This is a genomic window from Blautia sp. 2227st1_G12_2227SCRN_220401 (genome assembly GCF_039062885.1).
In the GTDB taxonomy this organism is placed as follows: domain Bacteria; phylum Bacillota; class Clostridia; order Lachnospirales; family Lachnospiraceae; genus Blautia_A; species Blautia_A fusiformis.
In genome coordinates this window covers 1-25,955 of the sequence record NZ_JBCLNI010000016.1, presented here as the reverse complement: position 1 = coordinate 25,955, position 25,955 = coordinate 1, and the positions used below count along the sequence as shown (strand labels likewise).

22 protein-coding genes are annotated in these 25,955 nt (G+C 47.3%); 4 read left to right on the top strand and 18 right to left on the bottom strand.

Annotated elements, in window-relative coordinates; translation table 11 throughout:
• The first annotated feature begins 59 nt into the window (after nucleotides 1–59).
• The gene (locus ABCM67_RS09695) at nucleotides 60–866 is read left to right on the top strand and encodes a helix-turn-helix domain-containing protein (protein ID WP_015526109.1); all 807 of its coding nucleotides are present in this window, start codon (nucleotides 60–62) and stop codon (nucleotides 864–866) included.
• A 194-nt stretch (nucleotides 867–1,060) separates the two neighbouring features.
• Here the strand turns inward: ABCM67_RS09695 and lgt are convergent, their stop codons facing one another.
• The 15 genes from lgt to ABCM67_RS09620 form a co-directional block, all read right to left on the bottom strand.
• Entirely contained in the window at nucleotides 1,061–2,179 is a 1,119-nt protein-coding gene (lgt, locus tag ABCM67_RS09690; protein WP_342992822.1) for a prolipoprotein diacylglyceryl transferase, read from the bottom strand.
• A gap of 56 nt (nucleotides 2,180–2,235) precedes the next feature.
• Nucleotides 2,236–3,333, bottom strand: a complete 1,098-nt coding sequence (gene ychF / locus ABCM67_RS09685; protein ID WP_044961563.1) for a redox-regulated ATPase YchF — start codon at nucleotides 3,331–3,333, stop codon at nucleotides 2,236–2,238.
• Between the two features lie 145 nt (nucleotides 3,334–3,478).
• Nucleotides 3,479–4,153 (bottom strand): thiamine diphosphokinase, encoded by a 675-nt coding sequence (locus ABCM67_RS09680; protein ID WP_342992821.1) that lies wholly within the window; start codon nucleotides 4,151–4,153, stop codon nucleotides 3,479–3,481.
• A gap of 2 nt (nucleotides 4,154–4,155) precedes the next feature.
• Nucleotides 4,156–4,830 carry a ribulose-phosphate 3-epimerase gene (rpe, locus tag ABCM67_RS09675; RefSeq protein ID WP_015526113.1) on the bottom strand — a complete coding sequence of 225 codons (675 nt, stop codon included), beginning with the start codon at nucleotides 4,828–4,830 and terminating at the stop codon, nucleotides 4,156–4,158.
• Nucleotides 4,831–4,833: 3 nt separating this feature from the next.
• Nucleotides 4,834–5,712, bottom strand: coding sequence for a ribosome small subunit-dependent GTPase A (rsgA, locus tag ABCM67_RS09670; RefSeq protein ID WP_021651619.1), 879 nt, complete (start codon nucleotides 5,710–5,712; stop codon nucleotides 4,834–4,836).
• A gap of 2 nt (nucleotides 5,713–5,714) precedes the next feature.
• The gene (pknB, locus tag ABCM67_RS09665; RefSeq protein ID WP_342992820.1) at nucleotides 5,715–7,922 is read right to left on the bottom strand and encodes a Stk1 family PASTA domain-containing Ser/Thr kinase; all 2,208 of its coding nucleotides are present in this window, start codon (nucleotides 7,920–7,922) and stop codon (nucleotides 5,715–5,717) included.
• Entirely contained in the window at nucleotides 7,916–8,662 is a 747-nt protein-coding gene (locus ABCM67_RS09660; protein WP_021651617.1) for a Stp1/IreP family PP2C-type Ser/Thr phosphatase, read from the bottom strand. The genes pknB and ABCM67_RS09660 overlap by 7 nt, the downstream gene beginning before the upstream one ends.
• A 1-nt stretch (nucleotide 8,663) precedes the next feature.
• A complete protein-coding gene (rlmN, locus tag ABCM67_RS09655) occupies nucleotides 8,664–9,704 on the bottom strand; it encodes a 23S rRNA (adenine(2503)-C(2))-methyltransferase RlmN (protein WP_015526117.1) in 1,041 nt (346 codons plus the stop codon).
• Nucleotides 9,705–9,710: 6 nt separating this feature from the next.
• Nucleotides 9,711–11,063 (bottom strand): 16S rRNA (cytosine(967)-C(5))-methyltransferase RsmB, encoded by a 1,353-nt coding sequence (gene rsmB, locus ABCM67_RS09650; RefSeq protein ID WP_044961572.1) that lies wholly within the window; start codon nucleotides 11,061–11,063, stop codon nucleotides 9,711–9,713.
• Nucleotides 11,059–11,766: a zinc metallopeptidase gene (locus ABCM67_RS09645; RefSeq protein WP_015526118.1), complete on the bottom strand. Its 708-nt coding sequence runs from the start codon at nucleotides 11,764–11,766 to the stop codon at nucleotides 11,059–11,061. The genes rsmB and ABCM67_RS09645 overlap by 5 nt, the downstream gene beginning before the upstream one ends.
• A 6-nt stretch (nucleotides 11,767–11,772) precedes the next feature.
• The gene (fmt, locus tag ABCM67_RS09640; RefSeq protein ID WP_178687457.1) at nucleotides 11,773–12,717 is read right to left on the bottom strand and encodes a methionyl-tRNA formyltransferase; all 945 of its coding nucleotides are present in this window, start codon (nucleotides 12,715–12,717) and stop codon (nucleotides 11,773–11,775) included.
• Nucleotides 12,718–12,729: 12 nt separating this feature from the next.
• On the bottom strand, nucleotides 12,730–13,203 hold the full coding sequence (def, locus tag ABCM67_RS09635) for a peptide deformylase (protein ID WP_021651614.1): 474 nt from the start codon (nucleotides 13,201–13,203) through the stop codon (nucleotides 12,730–12,732).
• Between the two features lie 12 nt (nucleotides 13,204–13,215).
• Nucleotides 13,216–15,435, bottom strand: a complete 2,220-nt coding sequence (gene priA / locus ABCM67_RS09630; RefSeq protein WP_250789525.1) for a primosomal protein N' — start codon at nucleotides 15,433–15,435, stop codon at nucleotides 13,216–13,218.
• 4 nt (nucleotides 15,436–15,439) lie between these two features.
• Nucleotides 15,440–16,906 (bottom strand): UDP-N-acetylmuramoyl-L-alanyl-D-glutamate--2,6-diaminopimelate ligase, encoded by a 1,467-nt coding sequence (locus ABCM67_RS09625; protein ID WP_022426879.1) that lies wholly within the window; start codon nucleotides 16,904–16,906, stop codon nucleotides 15,440–15,442.
• 187 nt (nucleotides 16,907–17,093) lie between these two features.
• Nucleotides 17,094–19,061 carry a hypothetical protein gene (locus ABCM67_RS09620; protein WP_342992819.1) on the bottom strand — a complete coding sequence of 656 codons (1,968 nt, stop codon included), beginning with the start codon at nucleotides 19,059–19,061 and terminating at the stop codon, nucleotides 17,094–17,096.
• Nucleotides 19,062–19,626: 565 nt separating this feature from the next.
• On the opposite strand from ABCM67_RS09620, the gene arcC reads away from it, so the two are divergent.
• Nucleotides 19,627–20,559 carry a carbamate kinase gene (gene arcC, locus ABCM67_RS09615; protein ID WP_173741334.1) on the top strand — a complete coding sequence of 311 codons (933 nt, stop codon included), beginning with the start codon at nucleotides 19,627–19,629 and terminating at the stop codon, nucleotides 20,557–20,559.
• A gap of 163 nt (nucleotides 20,560–20,722) precedes the next feature.
• Here arcC and nrdD read toward each other — a convergent pair whose 3' ends face one another.
• Both nrdD and ABCM67_RS09605 read right to left on the bottom strand, forming a co-directional pair.
• Complete coding sequence (gene nrdD, locus ABCM67_RS09610) at nucleotides 20,723–22,858, bottom strand: anaerobic ribonucleoside-triphosphate reductase (RefSeq protein WP_015526126.1); 2,136 nt, start codon at nucleotides 22,856–22,858, stop codon at nucleotides 20,723–20,725.
• 200 nt (nucleotides 22,859–23,058) lie between these two features.
• Nucleotides 23,059–23,592: a hypothetical protein gene (locus ABCM67_RS09605; RefSeq protein ID WP_147420723.1), complete on the bottom strand. Its 534-nt coding sequence runs from the start codon at nucleotides 23,590–23,592 to the stop codon at nucleotides 23,059–23,061.
• 216 nt (nucleotides 23,593–23,808) lie between these two features.
• Between ABCM67_RS09605 and asnA the strand changes: the two genes are divergently transcribed.
• Both asnA and ABCM67_RS09595 read left to right on the top strand, forming a co-directional pair.
• Nucleotides 23,809–24,819 (top strand): aspartate--ammonia ligase, encoded by a 1,011-nt coding sequence (gene asnA, locus ABCM67_RS09600; RefSeq protein WP_015526128.1) that lies wholly within the window; start codon nucleotides 23,809–23,811, stop codon nucleotides 24,817–24,819.
• 48 nt (nucleotides 24,820–24,867) lie between these two features.
• Nucleotides 24,868–25,302, top strand: a complete 435-nt coding sequence (locus tag ABCM67_RS09595) for a CBS domain-containing protein (RefSeq protein ID WP_021651604.1) — start codon at nucleotides 24,868–24,870, stop codon at nucleotides 25,300–25,302.
• Between the two features lie 90 nt (nucleotides 25,303–25,392).
• Here ABCM67_RS09595 and ABCM67_RS09590 read toward each other — a convergent pair.
• Nucleotides 25,393–25,955: glucosamine-6-phosphate deaminase (locus ABCM67_RS09590; RefSeq protein WP_342992818.1), on the bottom strand; the 563-nt coding region annotated here is incomplete at its 5' end.

Here is a 25,955-nt window from a genome sequence, read left to right as displayed (position 1 = left end):
CGGATTATGGTATAATATGTTTCGCCAAAATATATAACATTTAGAAACAGGTGAATATCATGTCGATCTATTTCAGAAACACTCCGGTCAGTGCTCCCTTCATGTTTGAATCTCTTGGGAACCACTGGAATCAGGTTAATATCTTCCGTCCGGACGGATATCCGTATTATCATTACCTCCAGACTGAAAAGGGTACCGGACGCATTGAAGTCCGTGGGAAATTTTATACTCTCGGAGCCAACGAGGGCATCCTCATCGCCCCCGGTGTCCCTCATTCCTATCACAGAGAGTCTACTTCCTGGACCACGATGTTTGCCACCTTCACAGGAACACTGGCAGGCAGCATTCCTTCCATGACAGACAACCAGGAAGTGATCCTTATCGAAAAGGAACAAGGAGCCAGTATCCGGAAAATGATTTCTTCTACCTTGCGTAAATATCATCAGCCCACACCGGATATGAAATCTCTTTCTTCCGACTGCTATAATTTTCTTATGAATTTTACAGACTGTGCAGCTTCTCCGAAGATACAGGATAATCCGCTCTACCAGAGATATGTGATCCCGGTAATAAAAGAAATCGAAACCGGTTATCAGCAGGATATCACTGCAGCGCAGCTGAGCCGGAGCGTTTTTGTCTCTCCGCAGTATCTTTCCCGTCTGTTCCGCCGTTTTATGGGCTGCTCGGTTTACGAGTACGTTACCATGTACCGCATCAGCCGCGCCCGGGAGCTTCTGCTTTCCAGACCGGATATGAAGATCCAGGATGTTGCCGGCGCTTCCGGATTTTCCGATGCCAGCCACTTTATCGCCATGTTCCGTAAAGTCACAGGCACAACTCCTCTGGATTTCCGAAAGATGTACTGATATATTCCTACTGCACAGCACAAAAACTGCCCCGCCGGAAACGTCATAGAAGACGTTTTCCTGCAGGGCAGTTTTCTGCTGCTCTTATCAGCCAAATACCGGTATCCTATTCTATATTCTGATCCATCAGACAAAAGCATCTGTATCCTATATCTGTTTGATCTCAGTTTCCGTAATATAATTCCAGAATACGGTCAACTCTTTGGCTGGCCTCCAGATTCTTCAGAAGATCGCTCCTGCTCCTGATCTGGCTGTCCAGCTTCTTCCGTTCCTCCTGCAGCTGCTGCAAAAGTGACGCTTTCCGAAGAGCTTCCTCTTTCTTCTGTATCTCGTTCTGATCCATTTTTTTCTCCCTGTACAGTCTCTGTTTCCAGATTCTCTGCTACATTTTCCCGTTGCTGTTCCGCTTCTTTCTCTGCTTGCTGATCTTTCTCGATCCTTCTCATCCGTACTTTTGCCCGCTTTCTGGACATCACGCGTTTCACTGCAACTACCACGGTGCAAAGAACGAAAAGTATTACCGAGATCACCAGTGAAACATCCACGCCGGTTCCCGGAAACAGTATTTTATCTGTGCGGAACCACTGGATCACTGCTCTTCCAAGACCATAGCCTGCCAGATATCTCAGAAAGATCTCTCCCTGAAATACTTTTTTGCGAAGCAGCATCATAAGCATCAAAAGCACAAGCAGACACCAGAGACTTTCATAGAAAAACAAGGGCTGTACCAAAATCCAGGTACCACCGTCCACGGTTTGAAGCTTTTCACGCATAGCCGTGGTGACCTCTCCTGCCCGTACCGCAGTCAGCGGCAGCTGCATGGAAAAAATGTTGTCTGCATATTCCCCGAAAGATTCTCTGTTAAAAAAGCTTCCCCACTTTCCTATTATCTGCCCGATCAGAAGTCCCATGCAGGCAAGATCTGCCATCTGCCAGAAGGATTTCTTTCGGATCCTGCAGTAGACCGCACCACCCAGCACACCGCCCAGAAGTCCGCCATAAAACATAAGTCCTCCGGACCGTATATTCAGAAGCTGTCCCGGATCATTTTTATAAAGGCTCCAGGAAAAAGCCACATAAAGCAACCTCGCCCCTGCCACACCGGAAAGCAGCGTTATGATGGCCAGATCCAGATATGCATCCGGATCTTCATGATTTCTTCTGGCTTCCAGTACCACAAAAAAGATTCCCAGAAGCATTCCTATCGCGATCAGGACGCCATAGATCGTGATCTCAAAGCCAAAGATCTCAAAGGATCTCGGCACATGATCCAAAACCAGATTTAATCCGGGAAACCGAATTGACATATCCATAAAATCACCTGTTATAATTTTTCAGCTTACAGCCGGTATTTCACAGACGTTGGTGATCACACGTTAAATCTGAATAAGATCACATCTCCGTCCTGTACAACGTACTCTTTTCCTTCCATACGTACAAGGCCCTTCTCTCTGGCACCTGCATAGGAACCGCAATCCAGAAGATCCTGATAATTCACAACCTCTGCTTTGATAAATCCACGTTCAAAGTCTGTGTGGATCTTACCTGCTGCCTGCGGTGCCTTGGTTCCGATCTTGATGGTCCATGCTCTTGTCTCATCCTCTCCTGCTGTCAGGAAACTCATAAGTCCAAGAAGGTGATAGCTTGCGCGCACCAGCTTCTCAAGGCCGGATTCTGTCAGTCCCAGATCCTCAAGGAACATCTTTCTCTCATCCTCATCCAGCTCGGAGATCTCCTCCTCGATCTGCGCACAGATCACAAATACCTCGCTGTTCTGTTTGGCAGCGTATTCACGTACTGCCTGTACATACTGATTGTTCGCCCCATCATCTGCGATATCATCCTCTGCAACGTTAGCCGCATAGATCACCGGTTTTGCAGTAAGAAGATTATAGGTTGCAAGCCATGCATCCTCATCTTCGTTCTCTGTTTCCAGAGTAATGGCAAGCTGTCCCTCTTCCAGATGCGCCTTTACTTTTTCAAGGAATGCAAGCTCTTTGGCAGCTTCCTTATCCATACGTGCAGTCTTGGTAACCTTGGCAATTCTTCTCTCGAGGATCTCAAGATCAGAGAAAACAAGCTCCAGATTAATAGTCTCGATATCGCGGAGCGGATCAATGCTTCCATCTACATGAACAACATTGGAATCCTCAAAGCAGCGTACCACGTGAACGATAGCATCTACCTCACGGATATTTGCAAGGAACTGGTTTCCAAGTCCCTCTCCCTTAGATGCGCCTTTTACAAGACCTGCAATATCGACGAATTCGATCACTGCCGGTGTTACTTTTTTTGATTTATAAAAATCTCCGAGAAGATTCAGTCTCTCATCCGGAACGGTTACAACACCCACATTGGGGTCGATAGTACAGAACGGATAGTTTGCGGATTCTGCTCCGGCTTTTGTCAGTGAATTGAATAATGTACTTTTTCCTACGTTAGGAAGACCTACGATTCCTAATTTCATCTCTCTATATACGTCCTTTCAATATATTTATTTACAGTATTTTTCAGATACTCTTTAAACAGGCCTTTCCGTTTTTCAGGCCATTCCTGTCCCATATTACCATACACAGCCTGAAATCGCAACTGTGAGGCAATTATTGTTACTGTCAGTCCCTGGACATGATCATCAGAAGCTGCCCGCTTTCATACAGGATCTCTGCGGTTTCTTCCGAAATCTCATTGCTGACGGTCAGGCCACTGTCTTCTACTGTCAGATGATATCCGTTCAGCGGATACTTAAATCCCCTCAGAGTGAGGCCTGTCACATCACCTCCCACAGTAAAGAATGAAACATATTTTCCAAACTGCTCCTCTCTGTGCAGTATGGTTCCGCTTTCTGCAAGTGTGATATAATTCCACTGATCTGCGATCGCAATACGAACGCCCTGTTCCTTACCCATGGAAAGCAATCCCAGATTCGCCAGCACATGATCCAGCCTTGTGCCGGTAGCTCCCAGGATCAGGATATCCTTTGCACCCTTGCGGATCATCTGGTTTACCGCAGACTGTGTATCCGAATCATCCTTCTCTGGCTTCAGCCTGATGATCTCCGTTCCCTTCAGGCTTTCCATATATTTTTGGCCTTCTTCGGAAAGACTGTCAAAATCCCCAATTGCAAGATCCGGAATAAATTCCCGGTTTTTCATAAACCATTCCATCCCCTTATCTGCAGCAACAAGAGTGATTTTCTCTCCTCGGCTTTCTTCTATTCTTTTTTTTAAAAAATCGAGGGCAAAACCATTCTGGATATTGCCCCCGCTGATTATTATTGTATCGATCATTTTCAGTCCAGCTCTTTTTTGATATTGTGGATTTTTTCTGTAATGTGTCTTACATTGGCTGCCACATCGCCCTTAAATACCCAGGAACCTGCGACCATGAGGTTTGCACCGGCACGCATAACCGTCTCCAGTGTATCATCATTGATACCACCATCTACCTGGATATCAACATCCAGCTCTTCTTCATCAATAAGCTCACGAAGCTCCTGGATCTTCTCCGTGCATTCGTCCATGTATTTCTGTCCGCCAAATCCTGGCTGAACAGTCATTATCAGCACCATATCCACATCTTCAAGAAGATGGCTGATGTCATTTACCGGTGTGGATGGCTTGATCGAAACTGCCGCCTTTACCCCTGCTGCCCTGATCTGCTCCAGTGTACGCTCCAGATCCTCACATGCCTCCGCATGTACAGTAATGGAATCTGCTCCGCATTCTACAAAATCGCGGATATATCTTTCCGGTTCTGTTACCATCAAATGTACGTCGAAAAACATGTTGGATTCTTTCCGGATCGATTTGATCACCGGCATTCCAAAAGAAATGCTGGGAACAAAATCTCCATCCATAACATCAATATGCAGATATTCAACGCCTTCCTTTTCCAGAATTTTGATCTGTTCTCCCAGTCTGTTAAAATCTGCTGATAAGATCGACGGGCACAATCGGTATTCCATGACTCAGTATCTCCTTTTCTCTTTTAATTCCTGGTGCAGCTCCAGATAATCTTCATATCGGAGTCTGCTGATCTCATTGTTCTCAAGGGCTTCCTTAACAGCGCAGCCCGGTTCATGTATGTGACGGCACCCCTGAAAGCGGCACTGTCCTTCATATCTTCGGAACTCCGGAAAGTAATCCTTCAGTTCCTGCTCCTCCATATTTTCAATATATAAGGAGGAAAATCCCGGTGTATCCACAAGGAATGTATCCTGTGCCACCGGTATGATCTGTGCATGGCGCGTGGTATGTTTTCCCCGTTTCAGCTTACGGCTGATCTCACCGGTTTCCATCTCCACTTCTTCCTGAAGGGAATTTGTAAGAGAAGATTTTCCCACGCCGGATGGGCCGGCAACCACAGTTGTCCTGCCCTGAAGCACTTCTTCGATCTCGTCGAGTCCTTCTCCCTTCAGGGCACTTGACAGGATCACCTGATAGCCGCAGCTCTGGTATGTTTCATAGAGAAATTCCAGTTCTTCCGTTGTTGCCAGATCTTTTTTGTTAAAACAGATGACTGCCGGAACACCTTCCCTCTCCATCATAATGAGGAAACGATCCAGAAGCATGAAGTTCGGCTTCGGATTATCCATGGCAAAGATCACCAGTGCTTGATCTACATTGGCCACAGCCGGACGGATCAGAGAATTCTTCCGCTTGTGGATCTCCGTCACACTTCCCTCCAGTTCCTTTTCATCCAGAACTGTAATGTCCACATTGTCACCTACCAGAGGCTTGAATTTATCCTTACGGAAAATTCCCTTGGCTCTGCATTCATATGTATTACCGTCTTCTGCATATACGTAGTAGAATCCGGCAATACCTTTGATTATCTTTCCCTGCATGATCACTCAGCTTTCTTGAATGTAACCGTGTAGGTTCCAAGCTGCTGATAATCCCCGTCTACCTCTTCATAGAGATAGATGGTTCCTGAGGTAACGCCCTCAGCACCTGAGATATCAAGCTGATACGGGAAGCTGATATTCTGTCCATCAATGATGGTGGATGCCTTAGGCTCACCGTTTACATCCTGGATCAGTTCCAGACGGATCGCGCCTCCATTGTAGCCGGACGGGGTATCCAGTGTCTGTGTACATTTCCAGCCTGTGTTTGCATTGACATCTGCTGTAGATGTAGTTGTGGATACTGTGCTGTCTGTGGATGCTGTACTGTCTGTAGATGCTGTACTATCTGCAGATGCTGTGCTGTCTGTGGATGGAGCCTTGTCACCGGAGCTGATGGTAATGCTGATCGGCTGATCCGGGTCTGCTGCCGCATAGGCTTCCGGATCCTGTGCGATAACTGTACCTGCAGCTTCTGTACTCTGCTGTTCTGTTATCTGGATATCAATAAATTTCCCTAAAGTAGTAAGCGCATCATCCTTGGTCATTCCTACAACACTCGGAACCTCAGCATTATCGCCATAATCAACCCCTCGACTGACTGTCAGTGTTACAGAAGAGCTTGCCTGCACAGAAGTACCTGCTGCCGGTTCGACATTGTAAACATATCCCGGATCTACCAGTGCATATCCGTTGTCATCTGTGTCGCTGTATTCTTTCTGGACATTTACCTGAAGTCCAAGATCTTCCAGAGTCTGCTGTGCATCGATTCCTGTACGTCCATCCAAATCTGGGATCGTAACCTGTGCTGTTCCGGTGCTTACCCAGTATTTCACAGTTGTATTGGCTTCAACCTGTGTTCCCGCAGCTGTCTCCTGACGGGAGATCCTACCTTTTTCCTGATCGGATGCCTCCTCACCGGCCATCTGGACACCCAGATGTGCATCGTTTGCAAGTGTTTTAGCCTCTTCCTCTGTCTTGCCTACAAGATCAGGAACGGTTGCCAGACCGTCAGCTGCTGATTCCTGCTTCGCCTCTGCCTTGCTGCTGTCTGCAACTCCGCTGCTGCCGGTTCCAAACAGTCCTGCGGCACGTCCAAGCACTACCACAAGAACGATCAGAAGGACTGCACCTCCGATCAGTGCCGCAATCGTCAGGCCTCTTCCGGAACCATGATGCTTCTTTTTCTTTCCGGATCTATGCTCGGATCTCGGTCTGTATTCTTCCTCTGCATCATCGTAATCGTTATCGTCGTATTTTTCTTCCTCAAGTGCGGTGATCTCCGGTTTTGTGATCTGCTTCGGTGTATGTTTGATCTCACCAAGCTCTTCTTCTGAGATCACAACCGTCTTGGCATCGTTGTCAACTGTAGTAAGCTTTACAAAATCACCCTGGGGATCGATCAGAGAATGCTTCAGGTCTGCGATCACATCCTCCATACGGCTGTAACGACGATCTACACTTTTCTGTGTACATTTCAGAATGATCTGCTCCAGACTGTACGGAAGATCCGGTGTATAAACACTTGGCGGAACCATCTCTTCCTGCAGATGCTTGATAGCGATCGCCACAGTGGTATCTCCGTCAAAAGGAACTCTTCCTGTGACCATCTCATACAGTGTGATTCCAAGAGAATAGATATCGCTCTTCTCATCGCTGTATCCGCCTCTCACCTGCTCAGGTGAGCTGTAATGTACAGATCCCATTACATTGGAGCTGATCGTATTGGAAGATGCAGCTCTGGCAATTCCAAAATCTGTCACCTTTACTTTACCATCTGTGGAGATAATGATATTCTGGGGTTTCACATCTCTGTGAACGATACCATGGCTGTGTGCCGCCTCCAGACCCATAGAAACCTGGATTGCGATACTTGTAGCCTCTTTAATGGAAAGCTTTCCCTTCTTGGAGATGTATTCCTTCAGAGTGATACCCTCGATCAGTTCCATAACAATGTAATAAACACCGCCGTCATCTCCTACGTCAAATACATTGACGATATTCGGATGTGTAAGACCAGCTGCCGCCTGGGCCTCACTTCTGAATTTCTTTATAAACGTGGTGTCTTCCCGAAACTCCGGTTTCAGGACCTTCACTGCAACAAAACGGTTCAGCTTATGGTCCATAGCCTTATAGACATCTGCCATTCCGCCAGTTCCGATTTTTCCTACGATCTCATAGCGCTCGGCTATGATCATTCCCGTCTTCAACATGCTTCCACCTCATTCGTGAATGGCTCTACCAGTACGACTGCAATATTATCCTTACCACCATTCTGATTTGCTTCCCGAAGGAGCGCACTGCCCTTCTGATCAATATCTGCTTCCGGATCGGATATGATCTCCTGGATCTTCTCATCTTCAACCATATTGCTGAGACCGTCTGAACACATCAGGATCGTACATCCTTTTTCAAGTTTCAGATCAAAGAAATCCACATCCACCGTTTTCTCCGCGCCAAGTGCCCTTGTAATGATGTTCTTATCTGGATGATTCCGTGCTTCCGCTTCGCTGATCTCGCCCATTCTCACCATTTCCTGTACCAGGGAATGATCTCTGGTGACCTGGCGGATTCCGTCCTGGATCACATATAAACGGCTGTCACCCACATTGGCTACATAGGCATACTGATCTACAATAGTCGCCACCACCATAGTGGTTCCCATGCCCCGGAGGTTTTCGTCTTCCTGCGCACGGTTTCTGATCTCCGTGTTCGCAGCTTCGATCGCATGACGAATAACCTTCACAGGATTGTAATCCGCATCTTCACGGATTTCATCCACAAGGATCCGTACTGCATGTGAGGATGCATAGTCACCGGCGTTATGTCCGCCCATTCCGTCCGCGACTGTGAAAAGATTAGGCAGATTTCCAACCGGACCTTCAGATGCAAACACGTAATCCTGATTCATCTTCCGCTTCTGCCCTACATCAGTAGCTGAGTATATCCTCATGTCACTTCTCGCTTTCTGTTTTTTCCATGTAACTTTTTCTTAGCTGTCCACAGGCACCGTCGATATCGCTGCCCATTTCCCTTCTAATAGTAACATTAATTCCGTATTTTTCAAGTTTTATTTTGAAATTCTCCACAGCCTGTCGAGTAGACCTCACATAGGAGCGTTCCTTGATGGGATTGACCGGAATCAGATTTACATGGCAATTGATGCCTTTTATACGGCCTGCCAGCTGTCTCGCATCTTCTTCACTGTCGTTGACGCCGGCTACAAGACTGTACTCAAAGGTGATCCTTCGGCCTGTTTTGTCAAAATAATTTCTGCAGGCATCCAGAACCTCATCCATGGAATACTTATTCGCGATCGGCATCAGTTCCTGTCGTTTTTCATCATTTGGAGCATGAAGGGAAAGTGCCAGAGTGATCTGAAGCTTTTCTTCAGCCAGATCATACATCTTCGGCACGATCCCACAGGTAGAAACCGTCACATTTCTCTGACTGATCCCAAGACCGTTTTCGTCGGTAAGGATCCGGACAAAACGGACAAGATTGTCATAATTATCCATCGGCTCACCGGTTCCCATCACAACTACATTGGCCACACGTTCGCCGGTATCTGCCTGGATACGGTAAATCTGATCCAGCATCTCGGACGGTTTCAGGCATCTGGTCAGTCCTCCGATGGTAGATGCACAGAATCTGCATCCCATACGGCAGCCCACCTGAGAAGAAATGCACACAGAATTTCCGTGGTGATACCGCATGAGAACACTCTCGATCACATTTCCATCTTCCAGCTGGAACAGATATTTTCTGGTTCCGTCAATTTTTGAGATCCTTACATCTGCCTGGGTCAGTGCTGTGATCGGATAAGCCGAAAGCTTTTCCCTGAGGCTTTTGGAAAGATTTGTCATTTCATCCCAGGAGGTAACCAGCTGCTGGTGAAGCCATGCATAGATCTGTTTCGCCCGGAAAGGCTTTTCACCGATCTTTGTCATGAATTCCTTCAATTCCTCCATGGTCATGGATTTTACATCTGTCATTTTCTGTTATTTCCTTCTGAATCTGGCAATAAAGAATCCATCTGTCTTATGTATTCCCGGCAGAAGCTGCAGATAGCCAAGCTTCGTGGATTTACAGTGCAGTTCCTCCGGAATATACGGATCCAGGCTTTCCAGCCGGTACGGATAATTCTTTAAAAACCATAATACATTTTCTTCGTTTTCTTCCCGGGCAATGGTACATGTGCTGAAGATCAGCGTTCCATCCGGTTTCACATACTTCGCAGCCTTATCCAGGATCATTCTCTGGAGCATTACGATCTCTTCCTGTTTCTGCGGAGTTGCCCGGTATTTGATTTCCGGTTTCTTGCCGATAACTCCATAACCGGAGCACGGTACATCTGCGATCACAATATCCGCAGCCTGTTCGGAATCCGGATCATATACCGTTGCATCCTGAACTCTGGCTTCCACATTGATCACTCCGGTCCTGTGGATGTTTTCTTTGATAAGATCTGCCTTATACTGACTTACATCTCTGGCATCCACATTTCCGTAATCCCCCATTTTGTCTGCCGCATGGATGCTTTTTCCACCTGGTGCAGCGCACATGTCGATGATATGGTCGCCTTTTTTCGGACTTGCAGCTTCCGCTACAAGCATAGAGCTTACATCCTGCACCAGGATCTTTCCCTGAAGGAAGGTCTCAAGTGTCAAAATATGATTGTAATCGGAAATCTTCAGTGCATAGGGAAGATAAGGAGCCTGTTCTACTGTCACTCCCTGAGACTTCAAACTGGTGACGATCTCTCTCAGAGACGCCTTATGAGTACGGCACCGTACTGTGATCGGTCTTTCTGTCAGAAAATCCTCCAGGATCTTCTCCGTAGTCTTCACTCCGTAGGCTGCTTTCCATTTTTCTACCAGATATTCCGGCATGGAATATTTCACAGAAAGATAACGGACTTCGTTTTCTTCCCTGGAAGGAAGCTCCAGATCACCGATCTCTCTTGCGATCGTACGGAGCACCCCGTTGACAAAGGGCTTTAGATTATAAAAGCCTTTTCGCTGTGCCAGCTTTACCGCTTCATTGCATACTGCACTGTCCGGAACACTGTCCATAAATTTCAGCTGATATACCGCACTTCTCAGAATCTCACGGATCTGCGGTTTCATCTTGTTTACAGAAACCTTGGAAAAAGAATCGATGACATAATCAATATAGATCCTGTATTCCAGGGTTCCCTCACATACTCTTGTAATAAAGCTACGTTCCTGTTTCGGAAGAAACTGATATTTGGAAAGCGCATTCCGGATCGCAATATGGCTGTGCTCACCCTCCTCCTCGATCTGTAACAGGATCTCAAGGATCAGTTCTCTGGTATTTACTCCGCTGCTAATCACGATCTCTACCTCCTGCAAGGATAATCAGTCTCAGAAGCTGCAGAATAGATGCCGCCAGAGCTGCTACATAGGTAAGCGCTGCCGCTGTAAGTACTTTTCTTGCACCCTTTTTTTCATCTGCACCTAAGATACCTGTACTTTCCAGCATTTTAAGCGCTCTGGAAGACGCATTGATCTCAACCGGAAGTGTCACCAGCTGAAACAGTACTGCCAGTGAAAACAAAACAATTCCCAGAGTTACCAGCGGATCAATGGAAAAGATCAGTCCTGCGATAAACAACGGCCACGAAAGCTGGGAACCAATATTTGCGGCAGGTACAATGGCTGAACGGATATTCAGTGGTGCATAATTGATCGCATCCTGGATCGCATGGCCACATTCATGTGCTGCCACCCCCACAGCCGCCAGAGAATTTCTTCCATAAATATCTTCTGAAAGGGAAACCGTTTTCGTTCTCGGATCATAGTGATCCGTAAGACTTCCGCGGATCGGAACCACCTGTACGTCTGTGATCCCAGCCGCTCTCAGGATCCTCTGTGCAGCTTCCGCACCGGTGATACCTGAATGACTCCGGACCTTTTTATAGACTGCAAAGGTACTGCGCAGCTTCGCGGATGCCGCAAGAGAAAGAAGCATTCCGATCACGAGCAAAAGAATCGTGGGGTCCATTCCCCATCCGTAATAACCATATCCGTACATAACTCATCACTCCCTGGAATCTCTGAACATGTCTCCTGGTTTCAACTGATATCCCCGAAGGAACGCATCCGCTTCCATGCGTTTTTTGCCTTCCAGCTGCACTTCATGGAGCACGAGTACCTTCTGGCCGCATGCTACCTGGATTCCTCCTTTGTCAGCGGCTATCACAGTTCCCGGTGCTTCCTGTGCCTGTTTTTCCAGAACAGAGCTCTTCCAGACCTTCAATGTTTTTCCATTGATAAAGGTAAAAGCGCTTGGCCATGGATCAAGGCCTCTTACCAGACGCTCCAGTTCTTCCGCATTTTTGCTGAAATCCAGAAGCCCCATTTTTTTGGAGATCATGGCAGCATATGGTGTTGGACTCTCCTCCGGCTGTTTCTCGCGGGTTGCAGTTCCGTCAAAAATGGACGGTAAAGTCTGTACCAGAAGCTCTGCACCTGCCTGTGCGAGCTTATCAAACAAGCTTCCACCTGTCTCATCTTTGACAAGCGGAACCACGATCCTAGAAATCATATCACCGGTATCCAGACCGGTTCCCATCTGCATAATGGTAACACCGGATTCTTTTTCACCGTCGATCACCGCCTGCTGGATCGGTGCAGCTCCACGATATTTAGGAAGCAGAGACGCATGGATATTGATACATCCGAATCTCGGCATATCCAGGATGCTCTTTGGAATGATCTGCCCGAATGCCGCAACAATGATGATGTCCGGTGCAAGATTTTTCAGTTCTTCCACAAATTCAGGATCTCTTACCTTCACCGGCTGCAGTACCGGGATCCCGTGTTTCAGTGCTTCTTCTTTTACAGGAGTAGGCATCATAGTTTTGCCTCTGCCCTTCGGTTTGTCCGGCTGTGTGATCACAGCCTCCACTTCATATCCGTTCTCTGCCAGTGCTACAAGAGGCGCCACCGCAAAGTCCGGAGTTCCCATATAAATAATCTTCATAGTATCCCGCCTTTAGTCTTCTTCATCATAAGTTACCTTGTGAAGTTCTCCCTCCACAAGTTCTGTATACATTTTTCCATCCAGATGGTCAATCTCATGACAGAATGCTCTTGCCAGAAGGCCCTCTCCCTCGTAGATCTGTTCGTTCATATTTACATCAAGTGCTTTTACCTTCACATAGTTCGGACGTGTTACCTGTCCTGCCATTCCCGGAACGCTCAGGCATCCCTCGTCACCGGTCTGCTCGCCGCTTGTCTCAAGGATCTCCGGATTGATCAGCACGATCGGGCCCTCACCTACATCGATGACAACGATACGTTTCAGGATTCCTACCTGTGGTGCAGCGAGGCCAACACCCATTGCATCATACATGGTATCCAGCATATCTGTGATCAGTTCCCCGATCCTCGGTGTCATTTTGTCTACTGTCCGGGATTTTTTTGTCAGTACAGAATCCCCCTGTACACGGATTGTTCTAAGTGCCATTTTTCTTCTCCTTTAATTCATATCAAATTGAATGTATATTTTCCGGAATCCGGAATTTATCTCTATATATTTCTCCAGCTTCTCTCTGACTGCTGTGAGAAAGCAGATATCCCTGTGCTTCAGATGGATCACCTGACGATAAACATCCTTTACCTTACCTACCGATGCAGCTGCAGGTCCGATCATGTGAAGCTCTTCCTTCGGACTTACCCTGCGGATAAAAACTTCTATATAATACATGGCATTTTTCAGAAGTTCTTCATCCTGGCAGGCGCCAAAAACAGTCATCATATGGGCTGCCGGCGGATAGTCCAGAAGCATCCGATACCCCATTTCTTCTTTATAAAATTTCTTATAATCCTGAACAGCTGCAGCCTGGATACTGTAATGCTCCGGCTGATATGTCTGGATCACCGCCTGCCCCGGCCGATTCCCTCTGCCGGAACGTCCAACTGCCTGAGTCAGAAGCTGGAATGTACGCTCCCCGCAGTGATAGTCATCCATATTCAGCGAAAGATCTGCTGCGATCACTCCTACCAGAGTCACATTCGGAAAATCATGTCCCTTGACGATCATCTGGGTTCCCACCAGAATATCTGCCTCATGCTTTGCAAAAGAAGCCAGGATCTTCTCATAGCTGTCCTTGGTCCTTGTGGTATCAAAATCCATTCGAAGTACCCTAGCTTTCGGGAATTCTTTTTCAATGACCTTCTCGATCTGCTGGGTTCCTGCCTTAAATCCACCAATGTGCGGTGAACCACAGGACGGACAGATTTCCGGTTTCACAGTCTCATAGCCGCAATAATGACAGATCAGACGATTGCCATTGTGTTCACTTAGAGATACATCACAGTGGGGACATTTCATAACATGACCGCAGGCTCTGCAGGAAACAAAGCCCGCATATCCTCTCCGGTTCAGAAACAGCATGGCCTGTTCTCCTCTTTCAAGGACCTGCTCCAGATCCCTCTTCAGCTCCAGACTCAGTACCGAGCGGTTTCCTTTCTTTAATTCTTCCCGAAGATCCACGATTGATACCTGTGGAAGAGGCCTTTCCTCATAACGTGCGTTTAACTTTACCAGAAGATATTCTCCGTCACAGGCATGACTGTAGGCTTCCAATGACGGAGTGGCTGATCCCATGACCACACGGGCATGTTCCATTCGTGCCCTCTCAATGGCAGTCTCACGTGCATGGTACCTTGGCGTATTCTCACTTTTGTAGGTGGGTTCATGCTCTTCGTCGATAACGATCAGTCCCAGATCTGAAAACGGTGTGAACAGTGCGGATCTGGGTCCTACCATCACCTGGATCTCACCACGTTTTGCTCTTTTGAACTGATCATAACGTTCTCCCTGGGAAAGTCTGGAGTTCAGAACCGAAACCTTATCTCCGAACATGGCATAAAAGCGCCTGACTGTCTGATAAGTAAGCGCGATCTCAGGGATCAGCACGATCGCCTGTTTTCCCTCCTCCAGTACCTTCTGGATCAGGCGCATATAAACCTGGGTCTTTCCGCTTCCGGTCACTCCGAAAAGAAGTGCAGGCCTTGGGTCCGGCTCCTGCCATTCCCGAAAGATCTGCTCTGCCGCCAAAAGCTGTTCCTGGTTCAGACTCAGCTCCATGTTCTCCTTCACCAGGCCGAACCCATCGGGAATACGATACATTTCCTGACTTTCAATAGTTATCAGACCTTTTTTCTCAAAAAAATCAAGAACGGAAATGCCGGCTCCAAGCTCTTTGGAGGCATAGGTATAATCCAGGCTCCCGGCCTCCAGGATTGCCCGAAGGAACCGCTCACGTGCTTTAAAGCGGCTGCCTTCCAGCTTGCCAAGAAGTGCCTGCCCCTCTTCCTTTTTCCCTGTAAAAAGGATCAGTCTTTTCTCTTTTGCACGGACCTTGTCTTTTACAGGCAGAACTGTTTTCAGTGCCTGGATCATGGTGGAGCCATAGGTCTCCTTCATCCAGGCCGCAAGTGCGATCAGCCGGGATTCTGTTGTCTCACTGTCTGTGGACACTCCCCAGATCTCCTTGAGCTTTGACGCATCATATTTTGCCGTTCCGGAGATCCCGGTCACATAGCCTTTCCGAAGGGTATTTCCCTTTCCGAAGGGCACTGTGACCACAACTCCGGGTTTTATTGCCTGCACCAGCTCCTCAGGTACACGATACTGAAAATCCCGGTCCAGCTTTTCATGAGAAATGTCAATGATCACATCTGCATAGATCATCCATTTACGCTTTCTGATCTTCTTCCAGGATCTCCCGGATCAGTACACGCTCATCCATGGGATATTTCTTACCCTTGATCTCCTGATAATCCTCATGGCCCTTTCCGGCAAGGACGATGATATCTCCCGGCTCACCATGATGGATCGCGTAGGCGATCGCCTCTTTACGATCCGGGATCTCTACATATTTTCCATCTGTTTTTGCCATTCCGATCTTAATATCATCGATGATGGCCTGTGGATCCTCATCTCGCGGATTATCTGAAGTAATGATGGTCAGATCTGCCATCTTTCCTGAAACCTCACCCATTTCATAACGGCGCAGCTTGGAACGGTTTCCGCCACAGCCAAACAGGCATACCAGTCTGTGCGGATCATATTCCTTCAGTGTTCCGAGAAGGCTCTCCAGCGCCATGGCATTATGTGCGTAATCGATCATCAGTGTGAATTCGTCAGATACCTTGATCATCTCAATACGGCCTTTGACCCTGGCCACCTTCAGAGCTTTGATGATATTCTCCTCGGATACCTTAAAATGGCGGCAGATGGCAATGGCAGTCAGAGAATTGTAAATGCTGAACTTACCTGGAATATCGATCTCCACAGGAAAATCCATAAGTCCCTTAACATGATAGGAAATTCCCAGATAGCCCTTTCTTCCAACGAGTCTGGCGCCCTCTGCACGGAGATCTGCTTTTTCGGAAAATCCATAGGTTTCAAGTTTACAGGTGTGGCCTTCGATAATGCGGTCAAAGTGTTCATCGTCACGATTTACGATACCAACCTTACACTGTCTGAGAAGCATGGATTTGCAGTGCAGATAATCATCAAAGTCCTTGTGCTCATTCGGTCCGATATGATCTGGTTCAATATTTGTGAAAATTCCAAAATCAAACACAAATCCCTGGGTTCTGTGAAGCATCAGTCCCTGTGAGGAAACCTCCATAACGACCGCATCGCAGCCTGCTTCTACCATATCATGAAAATATTTCTGTACCATATAGGATTCCGGTGTCGTGTTGGCTGCCGGGATATGCTTCTCCCCGATAACAGCCTCGATGGTTCCGATCAGACCAACCTTATATCCGGCATTCTCAAGGATTGATTTCACCATATAGGTTGTAGTTGTTTTTCCTTTGGTTCCGGTGATACCGATGGTTTTGAGCTTTTCTGCCGGATGTCCGAACCATGCTGCTGAAATAAAGGCCATGGCGTAACGGGTATCCTCTACCTGGATCACTGTCACATCCTCCGGTGCCTCCACCGCTTCTTCCACGATGAGTGTCTTCGCACCCTTTGCCACAACATCAGGTATAAATTTATGTCCATCCACGACCGCACCTCTGATGCAGATAAAAAGGCTCCCTTCTTCTACTTTGCGGGAATCATATACAACAGAAGAAACCTCCTGCTCTGTACTTCCCTGAAGGCATTTGTATTCAAGATGTTCCAATAAGGATAAAAGATTCATTTTTCTCCTCCATCTTCCCTTTTTCCGGTCTGACGGGCAGCACACCGGAGGCGGGAAATATACTGTTCTTATTTTCTGTACATACCATATAGAATAGCACACCTCCCCCCTGTTTTCAACGTTTCTTTGAGGTACGGCCGCCTTGTAAAATATCAGCTTGTTACTGTTCACTCCGTTCTCAGTAACATCAGCTTTTTCCATAAATATCCGCATATTTTTTCCGAAGCCAGATGCCGCCCAGCACAGTCACCAAAGCTGTCACTGCCAGAAGCGTCCACAAATCCCTCCTGGTATCATCTCCGGTCTTCGGATGTGTGGACGCAGTTCTTGCCATCTGTATCTGACCGGAAGCCGGACCCTGGTCATCTCCCTGCAAAGGCAGCCCTTCTTCCGGCGTAATAGCCACCTCTCCTTTTACCATGACAGAAGCGGAGGCCTCCATCAATCGCTCTCCGGTTTCCTTGCTTGTGACCGTCACCTGGTTAAAAAGCTTCTGATCCGCTGTTTTTCCCGGGATCTTCACCACAGCCTGAAGAGAAACTGCCTCTCCCGGCGGGATCTGTTGGATCATTGCCTTTGTACGGCTGCTGTTGAGCGTTACACCTTCCTGCTCCAGAAACTGTGCATGGATCCCTGCTGCCTGAAAGCGCTCCGTTCCCACAACCGAATGAAGCGTTTTTTCACCGGTATTCACGATACAGATCTGATAGGTCACAGTCTCACCCGGTGCAGCGGTTTCTTTGTCTGCAGTTTTCTTTACAGAAAGATCCGCCTTCAGTGCCTCCAGACCATTTATAGTGGAAGCGTTCTTCCGGATCACCTCCTCCACTCTGTCCTTCACCCTGGCCTCTGCTTCCACCTGGTGCTCCAGATCTTTTTCCTGTTCATCCAGAAGCGGCGCCTGTACATAAAAGCTCCTGCTCTCTCCGGCTTTTAATTCTGCAAATTCCGCCACAGCCCCTTCTGTTAGAAGGCCTTCTGCATCTTCCCACAGCTGCCGGATCTTAGGGCATGAAAGGCTGCTGGTCAGACGGATATCTGCAAGATCCAGCTTTCCGGTATTGGCTATCTCTACCTGATAACGGATGGTCTGCCCTGCTTTCATTTTTTTATTCTGTGCAATTACCGACAATTCCATATCAGCCTCAGCAGCCTCCACGTCCAGCATAGGCGAGATTCCCTCTGCGATCACCAGCTCTTCCCCGTTTTCTTCTGTCATGAGAAAGGTTCCCGCACCGGTACAGTCCTTCTGAAGCGGTTCCTCCTGAGTCACAGGATAACTGCTTTTCTCTGCCGGAAAACGGTATTCCTGCCGCAGGATCAGCGGGATACGGAAAAAAATCTCATCCTGCCCGTTCTGCTCCACGTTCAGCACGCTTTCCAGCTTTGTGATCTCTGTATCTTCACCGCTCTGGCTCCTTACAGAAATCTGCTGTGCAGCCATATTTTTCGGGACAGAATCCGTTTCCGGAACAAAATACTCCGAAATATACGTGACCAGCGTCAGCTTTTGCGTCTCCTCAAACTCACCTTCCTCTTCATTCCCTACATTTTCCCCTCCGGTCGACGTTCCTTCCGGTGTGAGCGGACCCGTTTTCTCCTGCTCTTCATCCTCCGGCTGTACTGTTTCCCCGGATGCCAGCTGCTCCACGTGCTCATATCCTTCCTCCATTTCTATTCCGATTCCTTCCACAACCTTATCCACCGGCAATTCCTGTTCTGCCTTCTCTTCCTGCTGCAAGTCATCCTCCGGCTCTGGCTCCTTTTCCTGCTGCCAATCATCCTCCGGCAGCTCCTGCTCTTCTTCCTGCTGCAAGTCATTCTCTGGCAGCTCCTGTTCTATCTCTTCTTCCTGCTCCACCGATGGATCTTCAATCTTCTGAAGTTCATCGTCCCACTTCTCATTTTTCTCCTTATCCTCCGAAAACCTTCTCCCGGACAGCCATTCATTCAGGCCGCGAATCCGGATCCCAAGCTCCGCCTGTCCGGATTCTATGTCTTTCCAGAACACACTCTGATCGATAAACGGTGCCTGTCCCGGCAAAAAATCTGCTCCCAGAGTCAGCTCCGGTTCTATTGTTCCTCCCAGCATGGCTCCTGCCAGCACTGTCACAATTCCGGCTTTCTTCATCTGTTTCCATATTCTGTTTTTCATGGCTCTTCCTCATTTCTGCCTGATCTGGCATTTCTTATACACATGTTTTTTTTACAGAAACTTACTTTTCCACAGACAAAGGCATCCCTCCCCGGCAAATGGTGCATGATCAATATTTTTTTCGATAAAATAAAATGGATTTCTGCATCGAAACGATGCGTGAACAGATCCCGCAGAATGCAGGATCAAGACTTTTTCAATGTATCACATTTTCAGACCATGCGCAACCGGATATAAAAATTATAAAGTTTGTTTAAACTTTCTTTATAAATTTTCCATTTCTTTTAGATTAACGACATATTTTAAACATATTTTCTCTATATAATAGGTGTTGGATAGATGAAAAACCACTCTCTATCTCCCCCCTCAAAAAATAGTAGGAATCAAACCGTCTGACTGGATCAGGCGGTTTTTCCTGTCTCGGAAAACACTCGATTTTCTATTGCATTTCCCACATAGGTCTTTTATAATAAAATATAATATTCGTGCATCGTTTTCGATGTACTCGTTACTGAATACAGTAACTGATTTCATTCCAATTTTTAAGAGAAACGAGGTATTTCCTATGAGCGAAAAAACCGTAGTAGTTGCATTAGGCCACCGGGCACTTGGCACCACACTTCCAGAGCAAAAAACAGCTACAAAACTCGCAGCGAAGGTAGTCGCAGATCTGGTAGAGGAGGGAACCCGCGTAGTGATCTCCCACAGCAACGGTCCGCAGGTAGGGATGATCCACACCGCAATGAATGAATTCGGTAAGGCACATCCTGATTATACATTTGCACCAATGTCCGTATGTTCCGCCATGAGCCAGGGTTATATCGGCTATGACCTTCAGAACGCCATCCGTGCTGAGCTTATCTCCAGAGGGATCTACAAACCGGTCAGCACAGTTCTGACACAGGTTGTCATCGATCCATACGATGAAGCATTTGCAGAGCCGGAGAAGATCATTGGACGTGTTCTTAACGCAGAAGAGGCCGAGGCTGAAGAAGAAAAAGGAAACTTTGTCACAAAGGTGGGAGAGGGCCAGTACAGACGTATCCTTGCAGCACCGAAGCCACAGAAGATCGTAGAGATTGAAACCGTAAAGGTCCTCTCTGCAGCAGAGCAGATCGTCATTGCCGCAGGCGGTGGCGGAATCCCGGTTCTTGAGCAGGGAACTCAGCTGAATGGTGCCAGCGCCATCATCGAGAAAGACCTGGCAGCAGGACTTCTTGCAGAAGAACTGAACGCTGACACTCTGATGATCCTTACAAGCGTCGAGAAAGTAAGCCTTGACCATAATACGGATCACGAATCTTATCTGGATACTATTTCCACAGAAGATGCCAAGAAATATATTGCCGGCAAACAGTTTGCGGCAGGCTCCATGCTTCCTAAGATCGAAGCAGGTGTTTCCTTCGTGGAGAAGGGAACCGGACGCCGTACCATCATCACAGACATGGCCCATGCAAAAGACGGCTACCGTGAGAAGACCGGAACTATCATTAAATGATCATTTTACGGACTCAGAATACAAAGTGAACTATAAAACTTCACTTTACATAAAAATATCCCGCAGACGGCTGCTGGTCTTACCGGCAGCTCTGCGGGATATTTTTTATACTGTCTGACTCTACATCCGATCACTGTTACACAGTTGATCGGGCAGCCAGTATTTACATAGATTTTCGCTCAGCGATCTCAGCCATCTTCGCCTCATTCAGGCGGGTATCTCCATGGACACGGCTGTAGGAAAGATATCCGTTCATACGGTCGATCTTGGTCAGATTTCTGGAACCGCAGACAGGGCATACATCCATCTCCAGTTCCTCATGACCACAATCGTCACAGTATGCAAGAGAAAGGTTCACTCCCTCATAATATCCCAGATCCATGGCTCTGCGGATCAGTGTACGGATAGCTTCCTTATTGTAGCCGATCGGATAACGTACATACTGAATCTTACCGCCATTGCAGAGCTCCCAGAAACGTCCCTCCAGATCCTGTTTCTCGATCGGAGTTACATCCTCTGTTACATGGCAGTGGAAGCTGTTGCTCACATATGGTCTGTCAGAAACGCCCTCAATGATTCCATACATCTTACGGAACTGCTCTACCTGCAGGCCACAAAGACTCTCTGCCGGTGTTCCGTAGATCGCATAAAGATAACCATCTTCCTTCTTGTACTGATTTACCTTGTCATTGATATATTTCAGGACCTCCAGAGCAAACGCCCCATCCTCGGCAATGGATTTGCCATTGTAAAGTTCCTGAAGCTCATTTAACGCTGTGATACCGAAGGAAGCTGTCATAGGCTTCAGGATCTTGCCAATCTTTTCATTCGGTTTCAGATGTCCGCCGTAGAAACCGCCTTCACAGTATGCAAGCGGGTTGGTGGATGCACGCATCTGTCCCAGATATTCGTAAGTGCGGATGTGCAGGTTACGGATCATTTCCAGATAGAAATCCAGAACCTCATAGAAATCTCTGCTCTCCGCTCTGGCCTTTGCAAGGATCATCGGAAGATGAAGGCTTACCGCACCAATGTTAAAACGTCCCACAAAAACAGGCGTATCATTCTCATCCGCCGGCTCCATACCGCCACGCTCATACCACGGACTTAAGAAAGCACGGCATCCCATCGGGCTGATGACCTTCTTGTATTTCCTGTACATACTGGAAATATAGCCTGCGCCGGACATAGACAGCCAGTCCGGATACATGGTTTTGGAGGAACACTCCACACCAGCCTCAAAAATATCCTCACAGCACTTTCCTGGACCATGGATCTCTTTGTCATAAAGGAATACGATCTTCGGGAAAAGTACCGGTTTCTTGTGTCCGGCCTTACCCTGTCCTCCCTGATGGACCTCAAGAAGGGAAATCGTACACATCTTCTCAAACTGCTCGGTTCCGAGACCAAGTGTCACCGTAACAAACGGATAATCACCTCTGGAAGAACCGACGGTATTCAGCTTGTACTCAATTCCCTGCCAGCCCTGGTCATAATCCCTGCGGACCTTATCAAGAGCATACTCAATAGCTCTCTCCTCACGGCCACTCCAGCTCTCGTCCGAGTATTTCATAAATTCGGAAATATATTTATCATAGCTCTTCTTTGCATACGGTGCCAGGATCTTATCAACCTCCGGCACTGTAAAGCCACCATACTGCTGTGCTGCTGTACTGAGAATGATATCCCCCATAACATCAAAGGCTGTATCCAGAGTCTTCGGCTCGTTATACCAGACATTTCCCATCTCAAAACCGCCACTTAAAACAGCTGCCACATCGAACAGACAGCAATTCATGGTATCCAGACGTGCAGACTGGTCATGAATATAAATGTAGCCGTCCTTACATGCCTGAAGCTCATTACGGTTCATAAAAAACTTCCGATAGAGTTCCTTGTTCAGCTCATTAAAGATCAGGCTTCGTTTCGTGGCAACAAGGGCGCTGTCTGTATTGGCATTACTTTTATCACCGATATAACGGATCGCCTGACTCTTGGTATAGACATCATCCATCATATGGATAAAATCCAGCTTGTAATTCCGATAATCACGGTAGCTCTTGGCAACTGCCGGATTCACACGCTCCAGAGCCCCCTCCACGATATTGTGCATCTCCTGGATCTCAATCTCATTCTTTCCAAGGGAATCCGCATGCTCCTGGGCAAAACGGCAGATAAAATCCTTCTCCTCGTCTGAAAAAGTATAAAGAATACGCTCTGCGGATTTGTTCACGGCAGCCACGATCTTCTGCGGATTAAACTCCTCTCTTGTCCCGTCTTTCTTGATCACATATAACATTGCTCATCCCTCCCTGTGCTATATATAAGTCGCTATGCAAAATACTATATATAGTACCTATATCTTCTATATATTGTTTTTCATCTATATGTTGTGCTAGGCATGAGTATAACACAGCTGAGGAGAAAAGAAAAGGGATATTTCTGTATACACGAAAATACAGACACTTAGCACTGCCTGATCTCACTGCAGAAATATTCTCACAAATTTGTTCCGATCCAGTCTGCAAGAAAATCCCATAATTTTGGAAGCAGAATGGCCAGTGTCACTATAAACCATATGATCCAGCCTGCCCCGCTGCTTTTCTGATCTTTTTTTTGCTGTTTTTTTCCCTGTTCTAAAACTTCTGCACGATTTCTGCCCACCGTTGTTTTATTCCTGGTATTAACTGCCGCTGCAGTCTTACGTCCGGCTGCTGCACCTGTATTCCGGCTTCTGGTTAGATTCCGATTCAAATCGGTATTGCGGCTTGCATTCGTATTCCGATTTATGTTTGTATTCCGGTTTGCGTTCGTATTCCGGTTTACGTTTCCGTTATGTTGTGTTGTTTGATCAGCATCCTGTCCATACTGCCGCATCATATCCCGCACTTTGGCGGAAGCATGTTTATAATGTATCTCCCGGGGCTCATTCAAATGATATAACACCTCATCATTTCTGTAAGGCATCCCACATAATGAACACCTGCCATTTACAACCTTACCCCCACAAACCTGACACCTTTGACCTGCCATAAGCTCCCTCCATTCTATCCGTCAAAACGGATATTTATATTTCCGTCGTAAACATAAGCATTCTTTTTTCAGTATATCACACCAAGCATTTAATACCCAGCATTTTTCTACGATACCCCAAAAGACTTCCCCTCTCATTATATTGCCACTCCACCCATTTTCTGCTATAATACCCCACAGAGCAATAAGCCTAAAAATCATCAGGAGGAGCCGATAATGAATACAATCACAATCCCCGCAACCTATCATGCAGACCTGAACCTCCATGACACACAGATTGCGATCAAAACAGTAAAAGATTTCTTCCAGCAGACACTCTCACAGAAGCTGAACCTTCTTCGAGTATCCGCTCCAACATTTGTAGCACCGGAATCCGGCCTTAATGACAACCTTAATGGTGTAGAGCGCCCGGTAAGCTTTGATATCAAGGCTATCGAAGGAAGCAACGCCGAAATCGTACACTCCCTTGCCAAATGGAAACGCTACGCACTGAAAAAATACGGATTTTCTCACGGAGAAGGTCTTTACACAGATATGGTAGCCATCCGCCGGGATGAAGATCTGGACAATATCCACTCTGTTTACGTAGACCAGTGGGACTGGGAAAAGATCATCTCCAAAGAAGAACGTTCCATGGAGACTCTCAAGGAAACCGTACGCACCATTTACAGTGTCCTTCGTAAAACTGAGAAATACATGGCTGTACAGTATGACTACATCGAGGAGATCCTTCCGAAGGATATCTTCTTTATCACAACTCAGGAGCTTCTTGACATGTATCCGGACTGTACACCGAAGGAACGTGAATATCGGATCACCCGTGAAAAGGGCGCTGTCTTCCTTATGAAAGTCGGCAAAACCCTCACCAACGGCGAGCGCCACGACGGACGTGCCCCGGACTATGATGACTGGGAACTGAACGGTGATATCCTCGTATACTATCCGGTACTTGACATTGCCCTTGAGCTTTCCTCAATGGGAATCCGTGTTGACGAGGACGCACTTGACCGCCAGCTTACCGAAGCAGGCTGTGATGACCGAAGAGAGCTTCCATTCCAGAAAGCAATCCTGAACAAAGAGCTTCCGTACACCATCGGTGGTGGTATCGGACAGTCCAGGATCTGTATGTTCTTCCTTCGTAAAGCACACATCGGAGAAGTACATGTCTCTCTCTGGCCGAAGGAGATCACAGATGCTGCAGAGACACACGGACTTCAGCTTCTCTAAAACAGCCTACAGATTTATTTATAATTTTCGCGGAAATGAGGTAATAACGTGAACATTCTGTTTTTTCTGATTCCCAAAAGCGAAGTAGCCTACATCTTTGAGGATGAAACTCTTCGCCAGACCCTCGAAAAAATGGAGCACCGCAAGTACTCCTGCATTCCTATCCTCACCATGGACGGCAAATATCTCGGCACCATCTCAGAGGGAGATCTCCTCTGGGGCATGCGCCGTGCAGATATCCACGACATCAAGGAAACAGAGGGAATCCCAATCATGGCGATTCCACGCCGTGCCACCTACAAACCGGTCCATGCAGATTCCAATATGGAAGATCTCCTGGATCGCGCCATTAATCAGAACTTCGTACCGGTGGTAGATGACCAGGGCTCCTTCATCGGGATCATAACCAGAAAATCTATCATCAAATACTGTTACAACGAAATAAAAGCCGCACAAAAAACTGCCGGTGAAGAAATCCACTGAGCAGCGGAAAGAAAAAGGATGGCTTCCGTTCCTGCACAGGTAGGAATCGGAAGCCATCCTTTTTTGATCCGGCAGTTGTATTCCGGATTTTTATTTTATTTTTTCGCGGATCATACTCAGTGCATCTTCATCTGCCACAACCGTGAGATCCGGGTGAAGCTGCAGGATAGATGCCGGAACCTTCGGTGTGATCGGTCCGTACAGGGAATTATACAGGGCTTCTGCCTTGGATGTTCCCGTTGCCACAAGAAGGATCTTTTTTGCAGCCATGATATTCCCGATTCCCATAGTGTAGGCCTGTTTCGGGACCTCATCCATGCTTTCAAAAAACCTTGAATTGGCCCTGATGGTACTTTCTGTCAGATCCACACAATGGGTTTCTTTTTCAAAGGCATCTCCTGGTTCATTGAAGCCGATGTGTCCGTTCCCGCCGATACCAAGCAGCTGCATATCCACACCTCCGGTTTGCCGGATGATTTCGTTATACTGTGCACATGCCTTATCGCTATCCTCTTCCAGTCCGTCAGGCACAAAGGTCCGTGCTTTGTCAATATTTACATGGTCAAAGAGATTATGATCCATAAAATAGCGGTAGCTCTGGTCATTGTCGCCGGAAAGTCCCTTGTACTCATCCAGATTCACACTTGTCACCC